Below are 16,482 nucleotides of genomic sequence, written 5' to 3' on the forward strand. Positions count from 1 at the left end.
ACGAGCGGAAGAAAAGCGATGGCTAGTTGTGCGATGCGGCCGAGGGCAGCCTGAAGGCCGCACGCTCCTCTGCATCGAGCTGCGCGACGAGGCCGGTCTCCCATGCGAGGTAGCGGCGCGCGGCTTCCTTGTTGCCGTCGTGCCGGTCGTGCACGAAGAACAGGTAGTCGATGCAGTCGGCGTCTGCGGGCAGGCCGGGTGTGGTTTCGAGGGGCAGGCCGGCGGCGCGCCATGCGGCCATGCCGCCTTCGAGCAGCAGCGTGTCATGGCCACCGAGCTCGGACGCGGCAGCCCATGCGGCGAGCGCGGCTTCTTCGGCAACGAGCGCGATCTGACGCGTCTCGCCTTTTGCGTCGTCTGCCAGGCGCGGGCGAATCGACCAGCGCGCCTGCGGGATGTGGCCGGCGCGGAACTGCATGCTGCCGCGCAGGTCGATCAGCGCGACTTCGCCTTGCGTGAGCCGCGCAGACAACGTCTGTGCATCGATGGTCTTCAATGCAGGCGCTGCCGGCGCGGCGGCAGGCGCGAGCGACAGCCCGCTTGCAAGGCCGCCTTCGAGCACGCTCGCGTCATGCCCCATCTGCCGCAGCCAGCTTGCGACGGTCGGCGCACGCACGCCGTCGTTGTCGAACAGCACGAGCCGCGCGCCGCGCACGCCGAAGTACTGGTCGCCGGCCTGCATCAGCTGGCCGCCGGGCGTGTGCTGCGCGCCGGGCAGGCTGCCGGCGGCGAATTCTTCGGGCGTGCGCACGTCGCAGAGGAAGAGGCTGCGATCCGTTTCCGCAGCCCATTGCTGCACGGTCTTCGCCGGCACCGTGGGCACATCGAAGCGCTCGGCCAATGCCTTCGCCGCCGGGCGCAAATCGGTGTTGCCGCTGTCGTCCGCGTAGCGCTTCGTGCCGCCGTGCTCGAGCGTGTGATCGTTCAGATACCAGCCCTGCGTGCCGTTCTCCAGCGCATAGACCGGGTTGGGCAGACCGAGGTTGATGAGCGTCTGCGCGCCGATGATGCTGCGCGTGCGGCCCGCGCAGTTGATGACGATGGGCGTGGTCGTGTCGGGCACGAGCTGCCGCACGCGGTAGGCCAGCTCGCCGTTGGGGCAGCAGGTCGCGCCCGGGATGTTCATCTTGTGGAACTCGCTGACGGGGCGGCCGTCGAGCACCACTACCCCGTCCTTGCGTGCCAGCATCTCGGCCAGCTGGTCGGAGCTGACGCGGGGCGTGTGGTAAGTCTCTTCGGCCAGTTCGCCGAAGGTCTTCGAGGGCAGGTTGACGCCCGCGAAGAGCCCGTAGCCCGCAGCCTTCCAGGCGGGGGCGCCGCCTTGCAGCACGTGCACGTCGGTGTAGCCGAGTGCGGCGAGCCGCTCGGCCGCGCGCAGTGCCACGGCGGATTCGCCATCGTCATACGCAACCACCCGCACGCTGCGGCGCGGCACCAGGCGCGGTGCATCGACCTCGAGCCGGCTGAAGGGCAGCGGGATGCCGTAGAAGAGGTGCGCCTCGCCGTACTGGCCGTGTTCGCGCACGTCGAGCAGCGCGATCTCGCCTCCGTCGTGCAGCCAGGATTTGAGGGTCTTCGGGTCGATGTGAGAGGTCATGGGGCAAGTCGTTGGGGCGAACGAAGTCCTGCAAGGCGCGCGCCTCGCATGAAAAGAAGATGAATCGAAGAGGGTGCCTAGCGGCGCGTCGGCACGCCGATGCCCATCGTCTGGTACGTGCCTGCAGCCATGTCGTACGCGGTACGCTCGTTCAGTGTTTCGAGCGCGCGGCCGTACATGTGCAGATGACGGATCACCTGCTCGCCCTGGATCTCGACCGAATGGATGTCTTCGGGCATCAGCGCGATGCCCTTGCCCGGCGCAACGACGACCAGCGCGGTTTCTTCGAGCTTGCCCACGCCCGGCACCGAACCGTCGTCGGTGCGCGCATACACGCGGTTGTGCTCGGTGCCTTCGACGGCCGCGATGCAGGCCCAGGTCGTGTGGTTGTGCGGCACGATCTTCTTGCCCGGGCGCATCACGTTCAGGTAGAGCGCGTAGCTCTGGTCCGGGTCTTCGGCGATCAGGTAGCGGGCCTGGTGCTCGCCGGCCTCGGGCGGCGGAAAGTCGGCGGCACCCCAGTACTCGGTGTGCGCAGCCAGGCCTTGGAGCGAATCGAGCACCGCATCGAGCTTTTCGCGGGTTGGTTCAGCGCCGCCGATGGCTTTCTTCATCTCGCCGATCGACGCTTCGACCGCCTGGCGGCGTTGCTCGGATGGGTTGCTCATGCGGTTTCTCCAGTGGGGTTGCCTGTTTGGTGTGCATTCACTGTAGTGACGGGAGGGTGACGCAACAATCCAGGCAGCGCAAGAAATACATCAATAAAATTAATGGATGCCCACGCTCGATCTTGAACTGCTGCGCTCGTTTGCGGCTGTCGTCAGCCTTCACAGCTTTGCGGCGGCCGCCGTCCACCTGGGACGCACGCAGTCGGCCATCACGCAGCAGATGCAGCGGCTGGAGGAGCAGATCGGCCATCCGCTCTTCATCAAGCAAGGCCGGCAGAAGCGGCTGACCGAACACGGCGAGCGGCTCCTGAGCTATGCGCACCACATGCTCGCGCTCAACGACGAGGCGCTCCGCAGCCTCCGGCAAGGCCAGCTCGAAGGTAACCTGCGCATCGGCGCGCCGCACGACGTGGCCGAGACCATGTTGCCGCTGCTGTTGACCGAAGTGGCGCGCACCTCTCCGCTGCTGCAACTGGACATCCACATCGGCCGCAGTCCTTACCTGATGACTTCGCTCAAGAGTGGCGAGGTCGACATGATCATCTCCAACCGCGCCGACCCGCAGTTCGAAGGCGTGGTGCTGCGCAACTCGCCGACCGTGTGGCTGTGTGCGGCGGGCTATGTGCACGACCCGACCAAGCCGGTGCCGCTGATCATGGCGGACGGGCCGAGCATCTTCCGCCGCATCGGGCACGAGGCGCTCGATGCGGCAGGCGTCGCGTGGACGCCGCGATACACGTCCTCGAGCCTGATCGGCATCAAGGCGGCGCTGAGGGCGGGGCTCGGCGTGACGGCACGCGGCGTGGAGCAGCTCGACGCGGGCCTGCGCGTGCTGGGCGCGGGCGACGGCATGCCGCGATTGCCCGACCTGGCGTACTACCTGTATGTGCGCAGTCACGTGGTGAACCCGGTCACGCGGCAGGTGTTCGAGACGCTGAAGAAGCATCTGAGACTTCCGCGCACCGACATGCCGGCCTGAGGCGCTAGGTGGCCCAGATGCGGGGAGAACTCGCAGGCAACTCCCAAAGCTCGCTTCGCCAGGCCTGCCAAACCTGCCGCAACAACTCCATTGCAGGCTCCACCACAGGCGCCAGCACCCGCAGCACAACCACCTCCGCATGCGGGCTCGTCGCACCGGCGCTGTCGAACAAGCCATGCGCATCGAGCAACGAGCGCGCATGTGCAAGCAAGGCTTCGCGTCGCGCCCGTGTCGCCGGCGAGCCCGACACGAAGAACAGCGATGCGATGCACTTGTGTCCGCCAAAACCCAGCGGACTCTGTAGCAAACGCTGATCCGCCGCATCAATACGCCCTCGCTCCAGCCACACCCCCGGCACTTCGATGTGCTGCAGATAAGTACCACGCTCGAAGGGCTGGTTCGCATTCGGCAAGCCGAGCGCGGTCACGTCCCATCCGATCATCTCGGCGCCCGGTTCGACTTCGATCGTCAGCCGGTTCTCCGCCTGGCATCCGCTGTAGCAGATGGCTTCCAGCGGCAGCCACTCGAGCCGCGCGCCCCTGGCGAGCCGAATGCGCGTGCGCTGCAGCGCCAGCTCACCTTCGGAACGATAGAAGCGCGAGGCGCCCGGCGTGGTGATCAGTCCGTGGCTGCCATCCGCCCCTTCGATGTCGATGTCGAGCGTGTCCCCGCCGACCAGCCCGCCGGGTGGATGCACCAGCACGTTGTGGCAGATCGCATCGCCTTCGGGATACAGGCTCTGCAGGATGCGCAGCGGCCCGTCATGCCGGAAGCGGGCGACGGTGCGGGCGGATTCTTGTTTGTAGTCGAGGTGTAGACGGGCGTGCCAGGGCATGCGGCGAGTCTATCCAGCCACGACGCCGGTCAGACCTTCCACGCGCCGTCGTGCGCTGCGGCCGATTCGTCCAGCAGCGCCGGCCCGATGCATTCGATGGAATGCGGCGACGCGCGGAACACGTCGCGGCACGACAGTTGTGCATCGCGCTGGTCCTGCCGTTCGCCGCGGAACACGCGCAGGCGTTCAGCGTCGATGCCGAACACCACGCGGCCGATGTTCGACCAGAAGATCGCGCCCGCGCACATCACGCAGGGCTCGCCCGACGCGTAGATGGTCGCTTCGGCGAGCTCTTCGCGCGAGATGCCGCGACCGGCCAGCGCGCGGATCGCATTCGTCTCGGCGTGGCCGGTGCAGTCGCCCGTCTCGCCCGTGTTGTTGTAGGCCTCGGCCAGCACCTCGCCGGCGGCCGAGACGATGATCGATCCGAAAGGCCGGTTGCCGCGCCGGCGCGCGAGGTGCGACCAGCCGATGGCCTTGCGAAGGTACCGCCCGTCGCGCTCGTCGAGCGCGGTTTCTTCGGGGAGCGAGGTGGTGTTGTTGTCTGTGTTGCTGAAGTTCATGCCTTGGTGGAAATCATGCGTTCGTTGCGCGATGGGAGCATCGAGGTGTTGAAGATGGCGTCAGCCGCGGGCTTGACCTTGAGTCCGAAGACCTCGGCCACCTCGTCGACCTGCTGCTCGAGCGTGAGCTTCCGGATGTCGCCGAGGCCATGGCTTCGCGTGTCCGCCGCGCCGACATATTGCGCCGTGATGCCCCAGCGTTCAAGCTCGATCTTCTCGTCGAGGATGGGTTCGCGCTGGCGCATCGCTGCAATGCTGGGTGCGGGATTGGCAAAGGTCTCGACGATGGCGCGGTTGGTTGCGCGCAGGAAGGCGGCAACCACCCTCGGGTTCTGCGCGATGAGGTTGCTGCTCGCGAGGATCGCGTTGCCATAGAGGTTGACGCCCGCATCCGCGTATTTGAGCACCGAGAGTTCCTCGGGCTTCATGCGCGAGAAAAGCGAGATGGCCGAATCGTGGAAGTAGGTGGCGGCATCGACGTCGCCGCGCACCATCACGTTGTCGCGCGCGCTGAAGTCGGTGGTCTGCCACTGGAACGCATCGGCGCGCATGCCTTGCTTGCGCGCCACCAGCGGCCACGCGCGGCGGGTCGACTCGACCGCCGCGGCCGCGACCTTCTTGCCCTGCAGGCTTTTGAAGTCGCCGGTCACGCCGCGGTCCTTGCGGCCGATGATCGCGAACGGTGCGCGGTTGTAGTACTGGTACACGGCCTGCACCATCGGCGTGCCGGGGTTCTGCGCATTGAATTCGACCAGCGAGCTGATGTCGCCCAGGCCCATCTGGTAGACGCCGCTCGCGATGCGCATGATCGAGGCGACCGAGCCTGCACCGGTGTCGATGCTCACGTCGAGGCCTTCGTCCTTGTAGTAGCCCTTGGTGTGTGCGAGGAAGAAGGGCGCGGTCTGGCCGTTGATGCGGAAGTCGAGCGTGAATTTGACCGGCGTGGACTTGCCGGCGGCGCCCTGGGCCATGACGGAAGGTGCGGCGATGGCTGCGGCTGCCGCGGCAGACGTGGCCACGAGAAAGGATCGGCGTTGCATGGTGGAGCCTCGGAATCGGTGGTCTTGAATCCCTCTGCAAGAAAGCAGAAGGCGCTTCAAGAGCAATTTCCGGGCGGCGCACGTTCGTGGTGCGTGCGCTGCTGAACGCTTCTACTCTTGCAAGGGTTCATGCACGACGCATGCCAAGGGCTTTTGCTCGGGCTTTGCGTGAAAGCGCGTGCGTTGGCAAACGCGGCGAGCCACAATCCGGGCGCGCAATTTGCAAGGCAGGTTGCGCAGAGTAGAAGCGTTCAGCCGCGCGATGCCCCACGCATCCGGCAGGAAATTGCTCTTTCAGGTTCGTACGTACCCACGCGCAACACAGAAGGAGTCCACGCATGCTCGTTACCCGACAACCCGTCTTCCGCAAGTTCTGGCATGCCGTCATGCCGCTCACCGAACTGGCCAATGGCCCGAAGCCTTTCCGGCTGCTGGGCGAAGACATCGTTCTCTTCATCGACGCCGATGGCCAACCAGCTGCATTGCGCGACCGCTGCTGCCACCGCACCGCGAAGCTCTCCAAGGGCTGGTGCGTCGATGGCGAAGGCAAGGCCTGCCGGCAGGGCGCCCTGCAATGCGGCTACCACGGCTGGACCTACGACCGCAGCGGGCAGGTGATCCGCATTCCCCAGTACGAAGCCGATCGCAGGATCTCGCCCGAGTACCGCACCACCGCCTATTGCTGCACCGCGCGCCACGGCTATGCGTGGGTGGCGCTCGAGGAGCCCATCGCCGACATCCCCGAGATCCCGGAGTTCACCGACCCGGGCTATCGCACGATCTTCCAGTTCTACGAAGAGTGGCAGACGAGCCCGATGCGCGCACTCGAAAACTCGTTCGACAACTCGCACTTCAGCTTCGTGCACCGCGCCACCTTCGGCGTGGCCGCGAGCCCGAAGCCGAGCAAGTACGAGCTGGTCGAAAACGAGTCGGGCTTCTACGCGGAGACGGTCATCGAGGCGACGAACCCGGTGAAGTTTCACGCGATCAGCGGCGTGACCGATGCGATCACCACGCGCCACATGCGCAACGCCTACTTCCTGCCGTTCTCGCGACGGCTCGACATCGAGTACCCGAGCGGCGTGCGGCACATCATCATCAACTGCTTCACGCCGATCGACGACGGGCGCATGCAGCTGTGCCAATGGCTGTTCCGCAACGACACCGAGGCCGACTGCGCGGCGCAGATGCTGATCGACTTCGACGCGGAAATCACGCGCGAGGACAAGGACATCCTCGAATCCACCGATCCCGATGCGCTGGTGGATACGCGGCGGCGTGGCGTCGAGTATTCGATGGAGTCGGACCGGCCCGGCATGCTGATCCGCAAGCACCTGATGCAGCTGCTTGCGAAGCACGGCGAGGCGGAGGTCTACCGCGGCATGAACATCGCGGCGATCCCGATCGTCAAGGCCGCCTGAGCGGCCGCAGCGTCAAGCGGGTGCCGTGACGGGATTCGGGCGCGTGCCGCGCGACGGCGCCTGCTCGTAGCGATCCATGCCGAGCCCGTCGGTGCGGATGTCCGGCCGCTGGCCCATCACCATGTCCGAGATCAGCTTGCCCGAGCCGCAGGCCATGGTCCAGCCCAGCGTGCCGTGGCCGGTGTTGAGGAACAGGTTCGCGTAGCGCGTGGCGCCGACGATGGGCGTGCTGTCGGGCGTCATCGGGCGCAGGCCCGTCCAGAAGGTGGCGCTCGGCAGGTCGCCGCCGGGGAACAGATCGCTCACCACTTTTTCGAGCGTGGCGCGGCGGGCAGGGTTCAGGCGCAGGTCGAAGCCGCCGAGCTCGGCCATGCCGCCCACGCGGATGCGGTTGTCGAAGCGCGTCACGGCCACCTTGTAGGTCTCGTCGAGCACCGTCGATTGCGGCGCGAGCGATTCGTCGACCAGCGGCACGGTGAGCGAATAGCCCTTCACGGGGTAGACCGGAATGTCGAGGCCCAGCGAGGCGATGGCGGCGCGCGAGTAGCTGCCGAAGGCCATCACGTAGCGGTCGGCCGTGAGGATCTTGCCGGTGGTGGTGCGCACGCCGGTGATGCGGCCGCCGTCAGTCTCCAGGCCGTCGATGGACTGGCCGAAGCGGAAGTCCACGCCCAGGCTGCGCGCGATGTCGGCCAGGCCCCGGGTGAAAAGGTGGCAGTCGCCGGTTTCGTCGTTGGGCAGGCGCAGGCCGCCGGTGAGGCGATCGCGCGCGCCGGCCAGCGCGGGTTCGACGCTGGCGAGCGCGTCGCGGTCGAGCAGTTCGTAGGGCACGCCGCACTCCTCCAGTACCGCGATGTCGCGCTGCACCGCATCGAGCTGTGCCTGCGTGCGGAACAGCTGCAGCGTGCCGCCGGTGCGGTGCTCATACGCGAGGCCGGTGTCGGCACGCAGCTGCTGCAGGCAGCCGCGGCTGTATTCGGCCACGCGCATCATGCGTTCCTTGTTGACCGCATAGCGCTCGGGCGAGCAGTTGCGCAGCATCGCGGCCATCCAGCGCAGCTGGAACAGCGTGCCGTCGGGGCGGATCGACAACGGTGCATGCTTCTTGAACATCCACTTGATCGCCTTCAGCGGAATGCCCGGCGCGGCCCACGGCGTGGAGTAGCCCGGCGACACCTGCCCGGCGTTGCCGAAGCTGGTTTCTTCGGCGGGGCCGGACTGCCGGTCGAGCAGGGTCACCTCTGCGCCGGAGCGCGCGAGGTAGTAGGCCGTGGTGGTGCCGATCACGCCCCCGCCGAGAACGATGACTTTCATGGTGTATTTGCTGATTCAGGTGGAATACAGCAAATCTAATGGGCACAATGCAGTGGATTCGATTGTTTTTAAGCGCCAAGCGGTGAAATCCGCTGTCGACAATCGTCCAATGCAGCCCACGGAGTGAAATGCCCGAACTCGACCGAATCGACCGCAAGATCCTCGACCTGCTGCAGCGCCAGGGCCGTGTTTCCATGACCGAATTGGCCGAACACATCGGCCTCTCTGCCTCGCCCTGCGCCGAGCGCGTCAAGCGCATGGAACGCGACGGCGTCATCACCGGGTATCACGCGCGTGTGTCGCCCGAGGCGTTGGGCAAGACGCTGCTGGTGTTCGTGGAGATCAAGCTTTCTGCCAAGTCCGGCGACGTGTTCGACAAGGTGAAGCAGGAGCTGCTGCACATGCCCGAGGTGCTCGAATGCCATCTTGTTTCCGGCAGCTTCGACTACCTGGTCAAGGCGCGGTTGAGCGGCATGAGCGAATACCGGCACCTGCTCGGCGACATCCTCAAGAAGCTGCCGGTGGCGGCCGAATCGCACAGCTATGTGGTGATGGAAGAGATCAAGGAAACGCTGGTGCTGGCCGTGGACCGCTGAACGCCGCCGCTACCATGCCGGCGCAGGGTCTGCATCCTCTTCATTCACCAAGGAAACCGGCATGAGCATTTCGATCCGCCGCGACGGCACCTCCGGCACGCGCCACATCCTCAAGATCCGCAACCACGAGATTCCCGTCGATGCCTCGCCGGCCGGCGGCGGCAGCGATGCGGGCCCCGAGCCGCACGATCTGTACGACGCCTCGCTCGCCGCCTGCAAGGCGCTCACGGTGCTGATCTACGCGCGCCGCAAGGGCATTCCGGTGGAAGACATCGAGGTGGTGGTCGATCGCGACGACAGCGAGGAGCGCAAGGGCGTCTATCGCTTGAAGTCGGGCCTGCGCCTGACCGGGGACCTGACCGAAGCCCAGCGCGACGAACTGCTGCGCGTGGCGGGCAAGTGCCCGGTGCACAAGCTCATGACCGAGGTGAAGACCGAGATCGAAACCGGCTGGGCCTGAGTGCTCGAGTTCAGGAACGTGAGCTCCAACGACCGCAGGGACTGCTTGGCGCTGCTTGGTCAGTCGACCCTCTTGCAGTCGACATGCAGTCGTCGAGAGTGCAGGGCGCGCGGTCGGCAATGAACAGCTGTCGAATCTCCCAACTAGCCTTCGACCTTCTGTGCGCAGCCTCCACACGCTCGGGATACACCTGAAACCTCCCTCCGGAAACGGGCAAAGGGCCTGGTCAGGTCCATTTTGGGGCAGAGATTTACAATCTCCGGTTGCCCCCGGCGCCGTCTACAGGACACTTTCAACAATGAAGTGGGTCATTCTTGCAATCTTCGCGCTCAGCGCGCTCTACGTTCACTTCCGCGGGCAGGTCCGGCATCGTTTCTTCAGACAACTCTCTGATCACTCGACCTTCCTCGCGCCGCTGAACGTCTTCATGTACCTTTTCTCGAAGGTGCCGGGCACGCCGTACCTCTCGCCCGCGCAGTTTCCCGAGATGCGCGTGCTCGAAGAGAACTGGGAAGTCATCCGCGAAGAGGCGCTGGCCATGCGCAACGGCGGCAGCATCAAGGCATCGAGCCAGTTCAACGACGTGGGCTTCAACTCCTTCTTCAAGAGTGGCTGGAAGCGCTTCTATCTCAAGTGGTACGACGAGGCGCATCCCTCGGCCGCCGTCCTGTGCCCGCGCACGACCGAGCTGCTCAAGGGCATCGGCACCATCAAGGCCGCGATGTTCGCCGAGCTGCCGCCCGGCAGCCGCCTCGTGCGCCACCGCGACCCCTTTGCCGGTTCGCTGCGCTACCACCTCGGCCTGTGGACGCCCGGCGTCGAAGGCTGCTACATCGACGTGGACGGCCAGCGCTACCACTGGCGCGACGGCGAAGCCGTGGTGTTCGACGAGACCTTCATCCACTACGCCGAGAACACCACCGACCACGACCGCGTGATCCTGTTCTGCGACATCGAGCGCCCGCTGAAGTACCGCTGGGCCAGCGCGGTGAACCGCTGGTTCGCCAAGAACCTGCTGGCCGCCGCGAGCTCGCCCAACGATGCGGGCGACAAGACGGGCGGCATCAACCGCGCCTTCAAGTACATCTACCAGATCCGCGTGGTCGGCAAGCGCCTGAAGGCCTGGGACAAGAGGGCCTACTACCTGGTGAAGTGGGCCATCTTCGGCGGCCTCGCTCTCTGGATCTTCTGGTAATCACGCAAGGCGCCCGGCGTGGGCGCCGACCATTTCCGCCAGCGCGTCGGCCACGGCCCTGACGCGCGGCGAGCGCCTCACGTCGGGGTGCACCACGCTCCACACCTCCCGCATCACAGGCCGCCCTTCGCCGGGCACTTCAATCAGTGCGGCGTCGCCCCGCGCCATGAAGTCCGGCAGCATCGCGAGGCCCAGGCCGCCGCGGCAGGCGTTGTGCAGGGCCGTGAGGTCGTTGCTGCGCAGGACGAAAGGGCGCGTGCCGGCAAGCGCTGCAAGCAATTGCTGGTGCGGCACGTTGCCCGGCGAATCGCTGTAGCCGAGAAAGCACCAGTCGGCCTCCGCGCGCGTCAGCCACACCGGCGCGGCGTAGAGGCGGAAGGCCAGTTGGCCGAGCTTGCGTGCTGCAAGGCCTGGCTCGGTCGGGCGCATGAAGCGGATCGCGATGTCCGCGTCGCGACGCTGCAAATTCGCGCTGCGCAGTTCGCCAACGATGTCGAGCGCGATGCCCGGCCACCGGTCGGCCTGCGCGGCCCACAGCGGCACGATGAAGTGACTGGCGAAGGCCGGCGGCGCGGAGACGCGCACCGTGCCCTGTTCCGCCGCGTTCGCCGCGGCGGCGCGCGCGAAGGCGAGCACTTCCTGCTCGAGCCGCACGGCGGGTTCGAGCAATGCCTGGCCTTCGTCCGTCAGCGCCCAGCTTCGCGGCAGGCGGTCGAAGAGGCGCACGCCGATGTGCGACTCCAGCGCGCCGACCCGCCGCGCGACCGTCGAGTGCTCCACGCGCAACTGCCGCGCCGCACCCGAGAGGCTGCCCTCGCGCGCCACGGCCACGAAGAAGCGGATGTCGTCCCAGGCGAGGGACGCGAGAGCGGAGGCATCGGGGCGGTGAGCTGGCGATTCGTGCACAACGGATGCGAAGTTTTGGGGAATGGCCAATCATTCTGCCCGCCGATATCGTCCTGTGCTTCGTTCGTCACTTCACAGGATTCGCCATGAGCACCGCGCCACAAGCCTTCATTTCCTACGGCCCGCCCGTGTCCCTCGACATTGCCCGGCGCGTTGCCGCGGCCGCCGAAGCCGAGGCGCGCGCCAACGGTTGGCCGATGGTCATCGCGGTGATGGACAGCGCCGCCAACCTCGTGGTGCTGCACAAGATGGACCATGCGCAGACCGGCAGCGTCGAGATCGCGCAGGCCAAGGCGCGCAGCACCGTGCGCTTCAAGCGGCCGACGCGCGTGTTCGAAGAGGCACTGGCTGCGGGCGGGCTGAACCTGCGGCTGCTGGCCACCGAGGGCGCATGCCCGCTCGAAGGCGGCCTGCCGCTGATGCACGAGGGCCGCCTCGTCGGCGCCATCGGCGTCTCGGGCATGCAGTCGACGCAGGATGCGCAGGTGGCGGCCGCGGGCGCAGAGGCGCTCTGACCGCCACACGGACCAGGAGGTTCAGGCCTCGGCCAGCACCGGCCGTTCGCGCTTGGTGCGTGCCCAGCTGACGAGCAGCGCGAGCAGCGTGCCGCCGATCACGTCGAGCAGCACATGCTGCCGCGTTGCCAGCGTCGAATAGACGATGCCGAAGGCCCACAGCAGGTTCACCCATTGCGTCCATGAGGGCGCACCCACGCTGCGCAGCTGGCGGCCCAGCAGCACGGCCGTGAACACCGCGAAGGCCACATGCAGCGATGGAAAGGCATTGCCGCCCACGTCGGTGGCCTTGAGGAACTGCAGGGCCGGGTACTGCGACCAGTCGACCGCGAACACCGGCACCGTGGTCGGAAAGAACCAGAACACCACCAGGCCGATGGCCGCCATGGCAGCGGCACCCTGCGCGCAGGCCCAGAGCTCCGCCTTGTCCTTCGCGAGGGCGGGCGCGAGCGAGATGTAGAACCACAGCGAGCCGTAGAACAGCATCGCATCGTCGCTCACGCCCACCCAGTGGTCGATGGGTGTGAGCGGCATCACCGTCGGCGTCGACGGCGGGTTGTGCATCACCCAGAAGTACAGGAAGAAGAAGCCCGAGATGCCGACGGTGGTGCCGATCATCTTGACGATCCAGAGCGTCGCGATCCGCCGTCCCAATGCCGTGTACCAGGGCGCGGAGGGAAGGGATGCGAGGCTCGAGCGGGACGTCACCGATGCGGCTTTCGTGAAGGGGGAGCGCCACAGCTTATGCAGCTGCATTGCGCGAACATTGCGCATGCGCCGTGCAGGGCCTCTCCTAGAATGTCCCGCCCATTCGGGCCGCTGCCTCCTTCCTCTCCATCTCACGCTTCCCCTCATGAGAATCCTGCTTGTCGAAGACGAAGTCGATCTGGCGCAAGCGCTCGCATCGGCCCTTCGTCAGAACCAGGCGGTGGTCGATGTGGCGGGCTCGCTGCGCGAAGCCGAGGAGGCCGCGATCGGCGCGCAGCACGACGTGATCGTGCTCGACCGCGGCCTGCCCGACGGCGACGGCCTCTCGCTCGTGGCGTTCCTGCGCCAGAACGACATCGCCGCCGCCGTGCTGGTGCTCACCGCCATGTCCGACGTGGCCGAACGCGTGCTGAGCCTCGATGGCGGCGCGGACGACTACCTCGCCAAGCCCTTCTCGATGGACGAGCTCATGGCGCGCGTGCGCGCCCTCGCGCGACGACCCGCGGTGCGCGCCAGCTTCGTCACGACGCTCGGGCAATTGCGCTTCGACCATCACGCGCGGCAGGCCCACGTGGGCGAGGCGTGGCTCACGCTGCCGCGGCGCGAACTGCTGGTGCTGGAGACGCTGCTCGAGCACCGCGGCCGCACCGTGCTGCGCGAGGTGCTGCAGGACCGCGTGTACGGCCACAAGGACGACATCCAGTCGAACGCGCTCGACACGCACGTCTCGCGTCTTCGCTCCAAGCTCGACAAGGCTGGCGCCGGGGTCGAGATCCATGCGATCCGCGGCGTGGGTTATCTCATCTGCGCCGCATCTTCGCCGTGACGCTGAGCCTGCTCTCGCTGCGCTGGCGCCTGATCTGGAGCCTGATCCTGCTGCAGGTGGTGGTCGGCTCGCTGGTGCTGGGCGGCTTCATCGGCCTGGCCTGGATGCTGGGCCGCGTGGTCGACGAGAGCGGGCAGGAGACCGTGGCCGTGATACAGCGCGCGCTGGCCCGCGACGCCGCCGGCAAGCTGATCGTGGTGCCGACCTCCGAGTTCCTGCGCCTGCAGGACGGCGACCCCAGCTTCTGGTTCATCGCGCGCGATGCCAGGGGTGCGGAAGTGCGCCATGGCGACGTGCCACCCAGATACGCCACGCTCGTCACCACGCTCGACGGCATCGCGCGCACGGCCATCGAGCCCGAAAAGGACAACACCCAGCCCAAGGCCCGCTTCGAGCGCGTAGAGACGGCCGCGGGGCCGGTCAATGTGCTCGCGCAGACCGGCAGCCCGCTGTCGGTGAAGAACACGTTGAAGGGCACGGGGCTCGTGTTCCTGTTCCTCGTGGCGCCGATGGCGCTGCTCACCAGCCTGGGCGTGATCCTGGCCACGCCCTTCGTCGTGAAGCGCGGCCTGCGGGGCGTGGTGGCCACGGCCGAGCATGCGGAAAGCATCGACGTGCACGAGCGCACCACGCGGCTGCCACTGGCCAACGTGGCGAGCGAGATCCGCCCGCTGGTCAACGCCGTCAACCGCGCCTTCGACCGGCTCAACGAAGGCTACGACCGGCAGGAGCGCTTCCTGGCGGACGCCGCGCACGAGCTGCGCACGCCGATCACCACGCTGCAGATCCACCTCGAAGGCCTGCCGAACGACCCGCTCAAGGTGAAGCTGATGCAGGCCTCGGCGCGGCTCGCCACGCTGGCCGAGCAGTTGCTCGACCTGCAGCGCCTGGACCACATCGTGCCGCAGGAGCAGCCTGTGGACCTGAAGGCGCTGTGCGAGCGCGTGGCGGCCGACATTGCCCCGCTGGCGATCCAGAACCGCTGCACGCTCTCGGTCGATGCGCCGCAGCCGCTCATGATGCGCGGCGATGCGCCCTCGCTCGAACGCGCGCTCACCAATCTGATCCAGAACGCCATCGAGCACGGCGGGCAGGGCTGCGACATCGAGGTGCGGCTGTGTGCGCCCTCGTGCATCGAGGTGCTGGATTCAGGGCCCGGCATTCCGGAAGCGGACCGCGAACGCGTGGTGGCGCCGTTTCACCGGCTCGTGCCGCGCGGGCGGGGTGCGGGGCTTGGCCTGCATCTCGTGGCCGAAGTCGCGCGGCTGCATCGCGGGCAGCTGAGCATCGGATCGAGCGAATCGGGCGGCGCGAAGATGCGGCTCGAATTGAACCTCGGCGCGTGAGAACCTCGTTGCCATGAACCTCATCGACCGGCTGCCCGAGCCCACGAACCTTGCCAGTGCGCAAGCGTTGATCGCGCGCGTGCAGGCGGTGCTCGATGCCCAGGGGCTCGCCATGCGCGCGCCGCCACCCGAGCCCACCACCTGCTGCGGACGCGGCTGCAACGGCTGCGTGTGGGAGGGCTGGCTCGCCGCGGTGAACTACTGGCGCGACGAAGCCTCGTTGCTGCTGGCCTGAAGCTGGTCTAGCCCTCTAGCGGGTTTCCCAGAACCCGCGGTGCGTGGCGATCATTTCCTCCGCCACTTCAGGCACCGGCCCGATCACCTCGATCTTCTTCTGCCCGCGTGCGAACACCTCGCGGCAGGGCAGGCTCAGCGTCGGGTTCTCGGGGTGGTCGCCCGTGAGCGCGAGCAGCGCCGATTCTTCCGCGCCGTAGACGACGCGGCCGATGTGCGCCCAGTAACTGGTGCCCGCGCACATCGCGCAGGGCTCGAAGGTGGTGACCAGCGTGCATTGCCAGAGGTACTCGGCCGGCCAGTTCTGCGCGGCGTGGCGCGCCAGCGTGGCCTCGGCGTGGTTCACCGTGTCGATGTTGCCCTGCTCGGCGAGGATGGTTTCGCCATCGGGTGCGACGAGCACCGCGCCGAAGGGGTGGCGGCCCATCGCCATCGCGCGGCGGGCCACCTCGTCGGCGCGCCGCAGCGCGCGAATGATCTGGTCTGGTGTCATCCGCGCATTATTGGTTCTGGGAGCCTCGGTGGGCCCAGCCCGTCGTGTGCTTCTCGATCACGCTGAAGAGCTCGTACATCAGCATCGCCATCGCGCCCACCACCATCAGGCCCGCGAAGGCCAGGCCCATCTGCATGGCCGAGCCTGCGGAAATCAGCAGGTAGCCGATGCCTTCGTTGGCCGCAGTCATCTCGCTCACCGTGGTGCCCACGAAAGCCAGCGTGATCGCCACCTTCAACGATCCGAAGAAGTAGGGCATGGAGCGCGGCAGGCCGATCTTCATGAGCACGTCCCAGCGCTTGGCGCCGAGCACGCGCAGCACGTCTTCGAGCTCGGGCTCCAGCGTGGCGAGACCCGTCGCGATGTTGACCATGATCGGGAAGAAGCTGATCAAAAAGGCTGTGAGAATCGCCGGCCCCACACCGATGCCGAACCACACCACCAGGATCGGCACAAAGGCCGCCTTGGGCAGCGCGTTGAAGGCGGTCATGAGCGGGTAGATCGCCGCATACGCGATGCGCGAACTGCCGATGACGAAGCCCATCAGCACGCCCACCACGATCGCGAGGCCGAAGCCCGCCATCGTGACCCAGAAGGTGCGCCACGCATGGCCCGCGATGATTTCCTTGTATTCCCAGAACTGCGTCCAGATGCGCCACGGGCTCGGGAAGATGAAGTCCGAGACCTCGAAGCCCGCGCAGACGATCTGCCACAGCAGGAGCACTGCGACCAGCAGCAGCCAGGGCGACCAGCGTTCGATTTGCTTGGTGTTCTTCATGGTGCGCC

19 protein-coding genes are annotated in these 16,482 nt (G+C 66.9%); 9 read left to right on the top strand and 10 right to left on the bottom strand.

Annotation, left to right across the window (positions count from 1 at the left end; genetic code table 11):
- Positions 1 to 22: 22 nt before the first annotated feature.
- Positions 23 to 1,597 (bottom strand): rhodanese-like domain-containing protein, encoded by a 1,575-nt coding sequence (locus tag M2282_RS09645; RefSeq protein ID WP_280808551.1) that lies wholly within the window; start codon positions 1,595 to 1,597, stop codon positions 23 to 25.
- 77 nt (positions 1,598 to 1,674) lie between these two features.
- Positions 1,675 to 2,265, bottom strand: coding sequence for a cysteine dioxygenase family protein (locus M2282_RS09650; RefSeq protein WP_280808552.1), 591 nt, complete (start codon positions 2,263 to 2,265; stop codon positions 1,675 to 1,677).
- 106 nt (positions 2,266 to 2,371) lie between these two features.
- Between M2282_RS09650 and M2282_RS09655 the strand changes: the two genes are divergently transcribed.
- Entirely contained in the window at positions 2,372 to 3,244 is an 873-nt protein-coding gene (locus M2282_RS09655; RefSeq protein WP_280808553.1) for a LysR substrate-binding domain-containing protein, read from the top strand.
- A 4-nt stretch (positions 3,245 to 3,248) separates the two neighbouring features.
- On the opposite strand, the gene M2282_RS09660 is transcribed toward M2282_RS09655, so the two are convergent.
- The 3 genes from M2282_RS09660 to M2282_RS09670 are packed head-to-tail and all read right to left on the bottom strand — an operon-like array spanning position 3,249 to position 5,682.
- Positions 3,249 to 4,079: an urease accessory protein UreD gene (locus M2282_RS09660; RefSeq protein WP_280808554.1), complete on the bottom strand. Its 831-nt coding sequence runs from the start codon at positions 4,077 to 4,079 to the stop codon at positions 3,249 to 3,251.
- A 29-nt stretch (positions 4,080 to 4,108) separates the two neighbouring features.
- Positions 4,109 to 4,642 (bottom strand): nucleoside deaminase, encoded by a 534-nt coding sequence (locus tag M2282_RS09665; protein ID WP_280808555.1) that lies wholly within the window; start codon positions 4,640 to 4,642, stop codon positions 4,109 to 4,111.
- Complete coding sequence (locus M2282_RS09670; protein WP_280808556.1) at positions 4,639 to 5,682, bottom strand: ABC transporter substrate-binding protein; 1,044 nt, start codon at positions 5,680 to 5,682, stop codon at positions 4,639 to 4,641. The genes M2282_RS09665 and M2282_RS09670 overlap by 4 nt, the downstream gene beginning before the upstream one ends.
- Positions 5,683 to 6,020: 338 nt before the next feature.
- Between M2282_RS09670 and M2282_RS09675 the strand changes: the two genes are divergently transcribed.
- Complete coding sequence (locus M2282_RS09675; protein WP_280808557.1) at positions 6,021 to 7,103, top strand: aromatic ring-hydroxylating dioxygenase subunit alpha; 1,083 nt, start codon at positions 6,021 to 6,023, stop codon at positions 7,101 to 7,103.
- A 12-nt stretch (positions 7,104 to 7,115) separates the two neighbouring features.
- Here M2282_RS09675 and M2282_RS09680 read toward each other — a convergent pair whose 3' ends face one another.
- Positions 7,116 to 8,417: a D-amino acid dehydrogenase gene (locus M2282_RS09680; protein WP_280808558.1), complete on the bottom strand. Its 1,302-nt coding sequence runs from the start codon at positions 8,415 to 8,417 to the stop codon at positions 7,116 to 7,118.
- A gap of 128 nt (positions 8,418 to 8,545) precedes the next feature.
- Between M2282_RS09680 and M2282_RS09685 the strand changes: the two genes are divergently transcribed.
- The 3 genes from M2282_RS09685 (at position 8,546) to lpxO (ending at position 10,668) form a co-directional block, all read left to right on the top strand.
- Positions 8,546 to 9,013: a winged helix-turn-helix transcriptional regulator gene (locus M2282_RS09685; protein WP_013542969.1), complete on the top strand. Its 468-nt coding sequence runs from the start codon at positions 8,546 to 8,548 to the stop codon at positions 9,011 to 9,013.
- A gap of 61 nt (positions 9,014 to 9,074) precedes the next feature.
- Positions 9,075 to 9,473, top strand: coding sequence for an OsmC family protein (locus tag M2282_RS09690; protein WP_280808559.1), 399 nt, complete (start codon positions 9,075 to 9,077; stop codon positions 9,471 to 9,473).
- Positions 9,474 to 9,771: 298 nt separating this feature from the next.
- On the top strand, positions 9,772 to 10,668 hold the full coding sequence (gene lpxO, locus M2282_RS09695; protein ID WP_280808560.1) for a lipid A hydroxylase LpxO: 897 nt from the start codon (positions 9,772 to 9,774) through the stop codon (positions 10,666 to 10,668).
- Here the strand turns inward: lpxO and M2282_RS09700 are convergent, their stop codons facing one another.
- Positions 10,669 to 11,574 (bottom strand): LysR family transcriptional regulator, encoded by a 906-nt coding sequence (locus tag M2282_RS09700; RefSeq protein ID WP_280808718.1) that lies wholly within the window; start codon positions 11,572 to 11,574, stop codon positions 10,669 to 10,671.
- 86 nt (positions 11,575 to 11,660) lie between these two features.
- On the opposite strand from M2282_RS09700, the gene M2282_RS09705 reads away from it, so the two are divergent.
- Positions 11,661 to 12,089 (top strand): GlcG/HbpS family heme-binding protein, encoded by a 429-nt coding sequence (locus tag M2282_RS09705; protein WP_280808561.1) that lies wholly within the window; start codon positions 11,661 to 11,663, stop codon positions 12,087 to 12,089.
- A 21-nt stretch (positions 12,090 to 12,110) separates the two neighbouring features.
- On the opposite strand, the gene M2282_RS09710 is transcribed toward M2282_RS09705, so the two are convergent.
- Positions 12,111 to 12,797 (bottom strand): phosphatase PAP2 family protein, encoded by a 687-nt coding sequence (locus M2282_RS09710; protein ID WP_280808562.1) that lies wholly within the window; start codon positions 12,795 to 12,797, stop codon positions 12,111 to 12,113.
- Positions 12,798 to 12,942: 145 nt separating this feature from the next.
- On the opposite strand from M2282_RS09710, the gene M2282_RS09715 reads away from it, so the two are divergent.
- The 3 genes from M2282_RS09715 to M2282_RS09725 are packed head-to-tail and all read left to right on the top strand — an operon-like array spanning position 12,943 to position 15,204.
- A complete protein-coding gene (locus M2282_RS09715; protein WP_280808563.1) occupies positions 12,943 to 13,623 on the top strand; it encodes a response regulator transcription factor in 681 nt (226 codons plus the stop codon).
- Complete coding sequence (locus tag M2282_RS09720) at positions 13,620 to 14,969, top strand: sensor histidine kinase (RefSeq protein ID WP_280808564.1); 1,350 nt, start codon at positions 13,620 to 13,622, stop codon at positions 14,967 to 14,969. Before M2282_RS09715 ends, M2282_RS09720 begins: the two co-directional genes overlap by 4 nt.
- A 13-nt stretch (positions 14,970 to 14,982) precedes the next feature.
- Positions 14,983 to 15,204, top strand: coding sequence for an oxidoreductase-like domain-containing protein (locus tag M2282_RS09725; protein ID WP_280808565.1), 222 nt, complete (start codon positions 14,983 to 14,985; stop codon positions 15,202 to 15,204).
- Positions 15,205 to 15,219: 15 nt separating this feature from the next.
- Here the strand turns inward: M2282_RS09725 and M2282_RS09730 are convergent, their stop codons facing one another.
- Together M2282_RS09730 and M2282_RS09735 are read right to left on the bottom strand one after the other, a co-directional pair.
- Positions 15,220 to 15,696 (bottom strand): nucleoside deaminase, encoded by a 477-nt coding sequence (locus tag M2282_RS09730; RefSeq protein ID WP_280808566.1) that lies wholly within the window; start codon positions 15,694 to 15,696, stop codon positions 15,220 to 15,222.
- Positions 15,697 to 15,703: 7 nt separating this feature from the next.
- Positions 15,704 to 16,474 carry an ABC transporter permease gene (locus M2282_RS09735; protein WP_280808567.1) on the bottom strand — a complete coding sequence of 257 codons (771 nt, stop codon included), beginning with the start codon at positions 16,472 to 16,474 and terminating at the stop codon, positions 15,704 to 15,706.
- Between the last annotated feature and the right edge of the window lie 8 nt (positions 16,475 to 16,482).

Origin of the sequence: Variovorax boronicumulans (genome assembly GCF_029892485.1) — a bacterium.
Lineage (GTDB): Bacteria > Pseudomonadota > Gammaproteobacteria > Burkholderiales > Burkholderiaceae_C > Variovorax > Variovorax boronicumulans_B.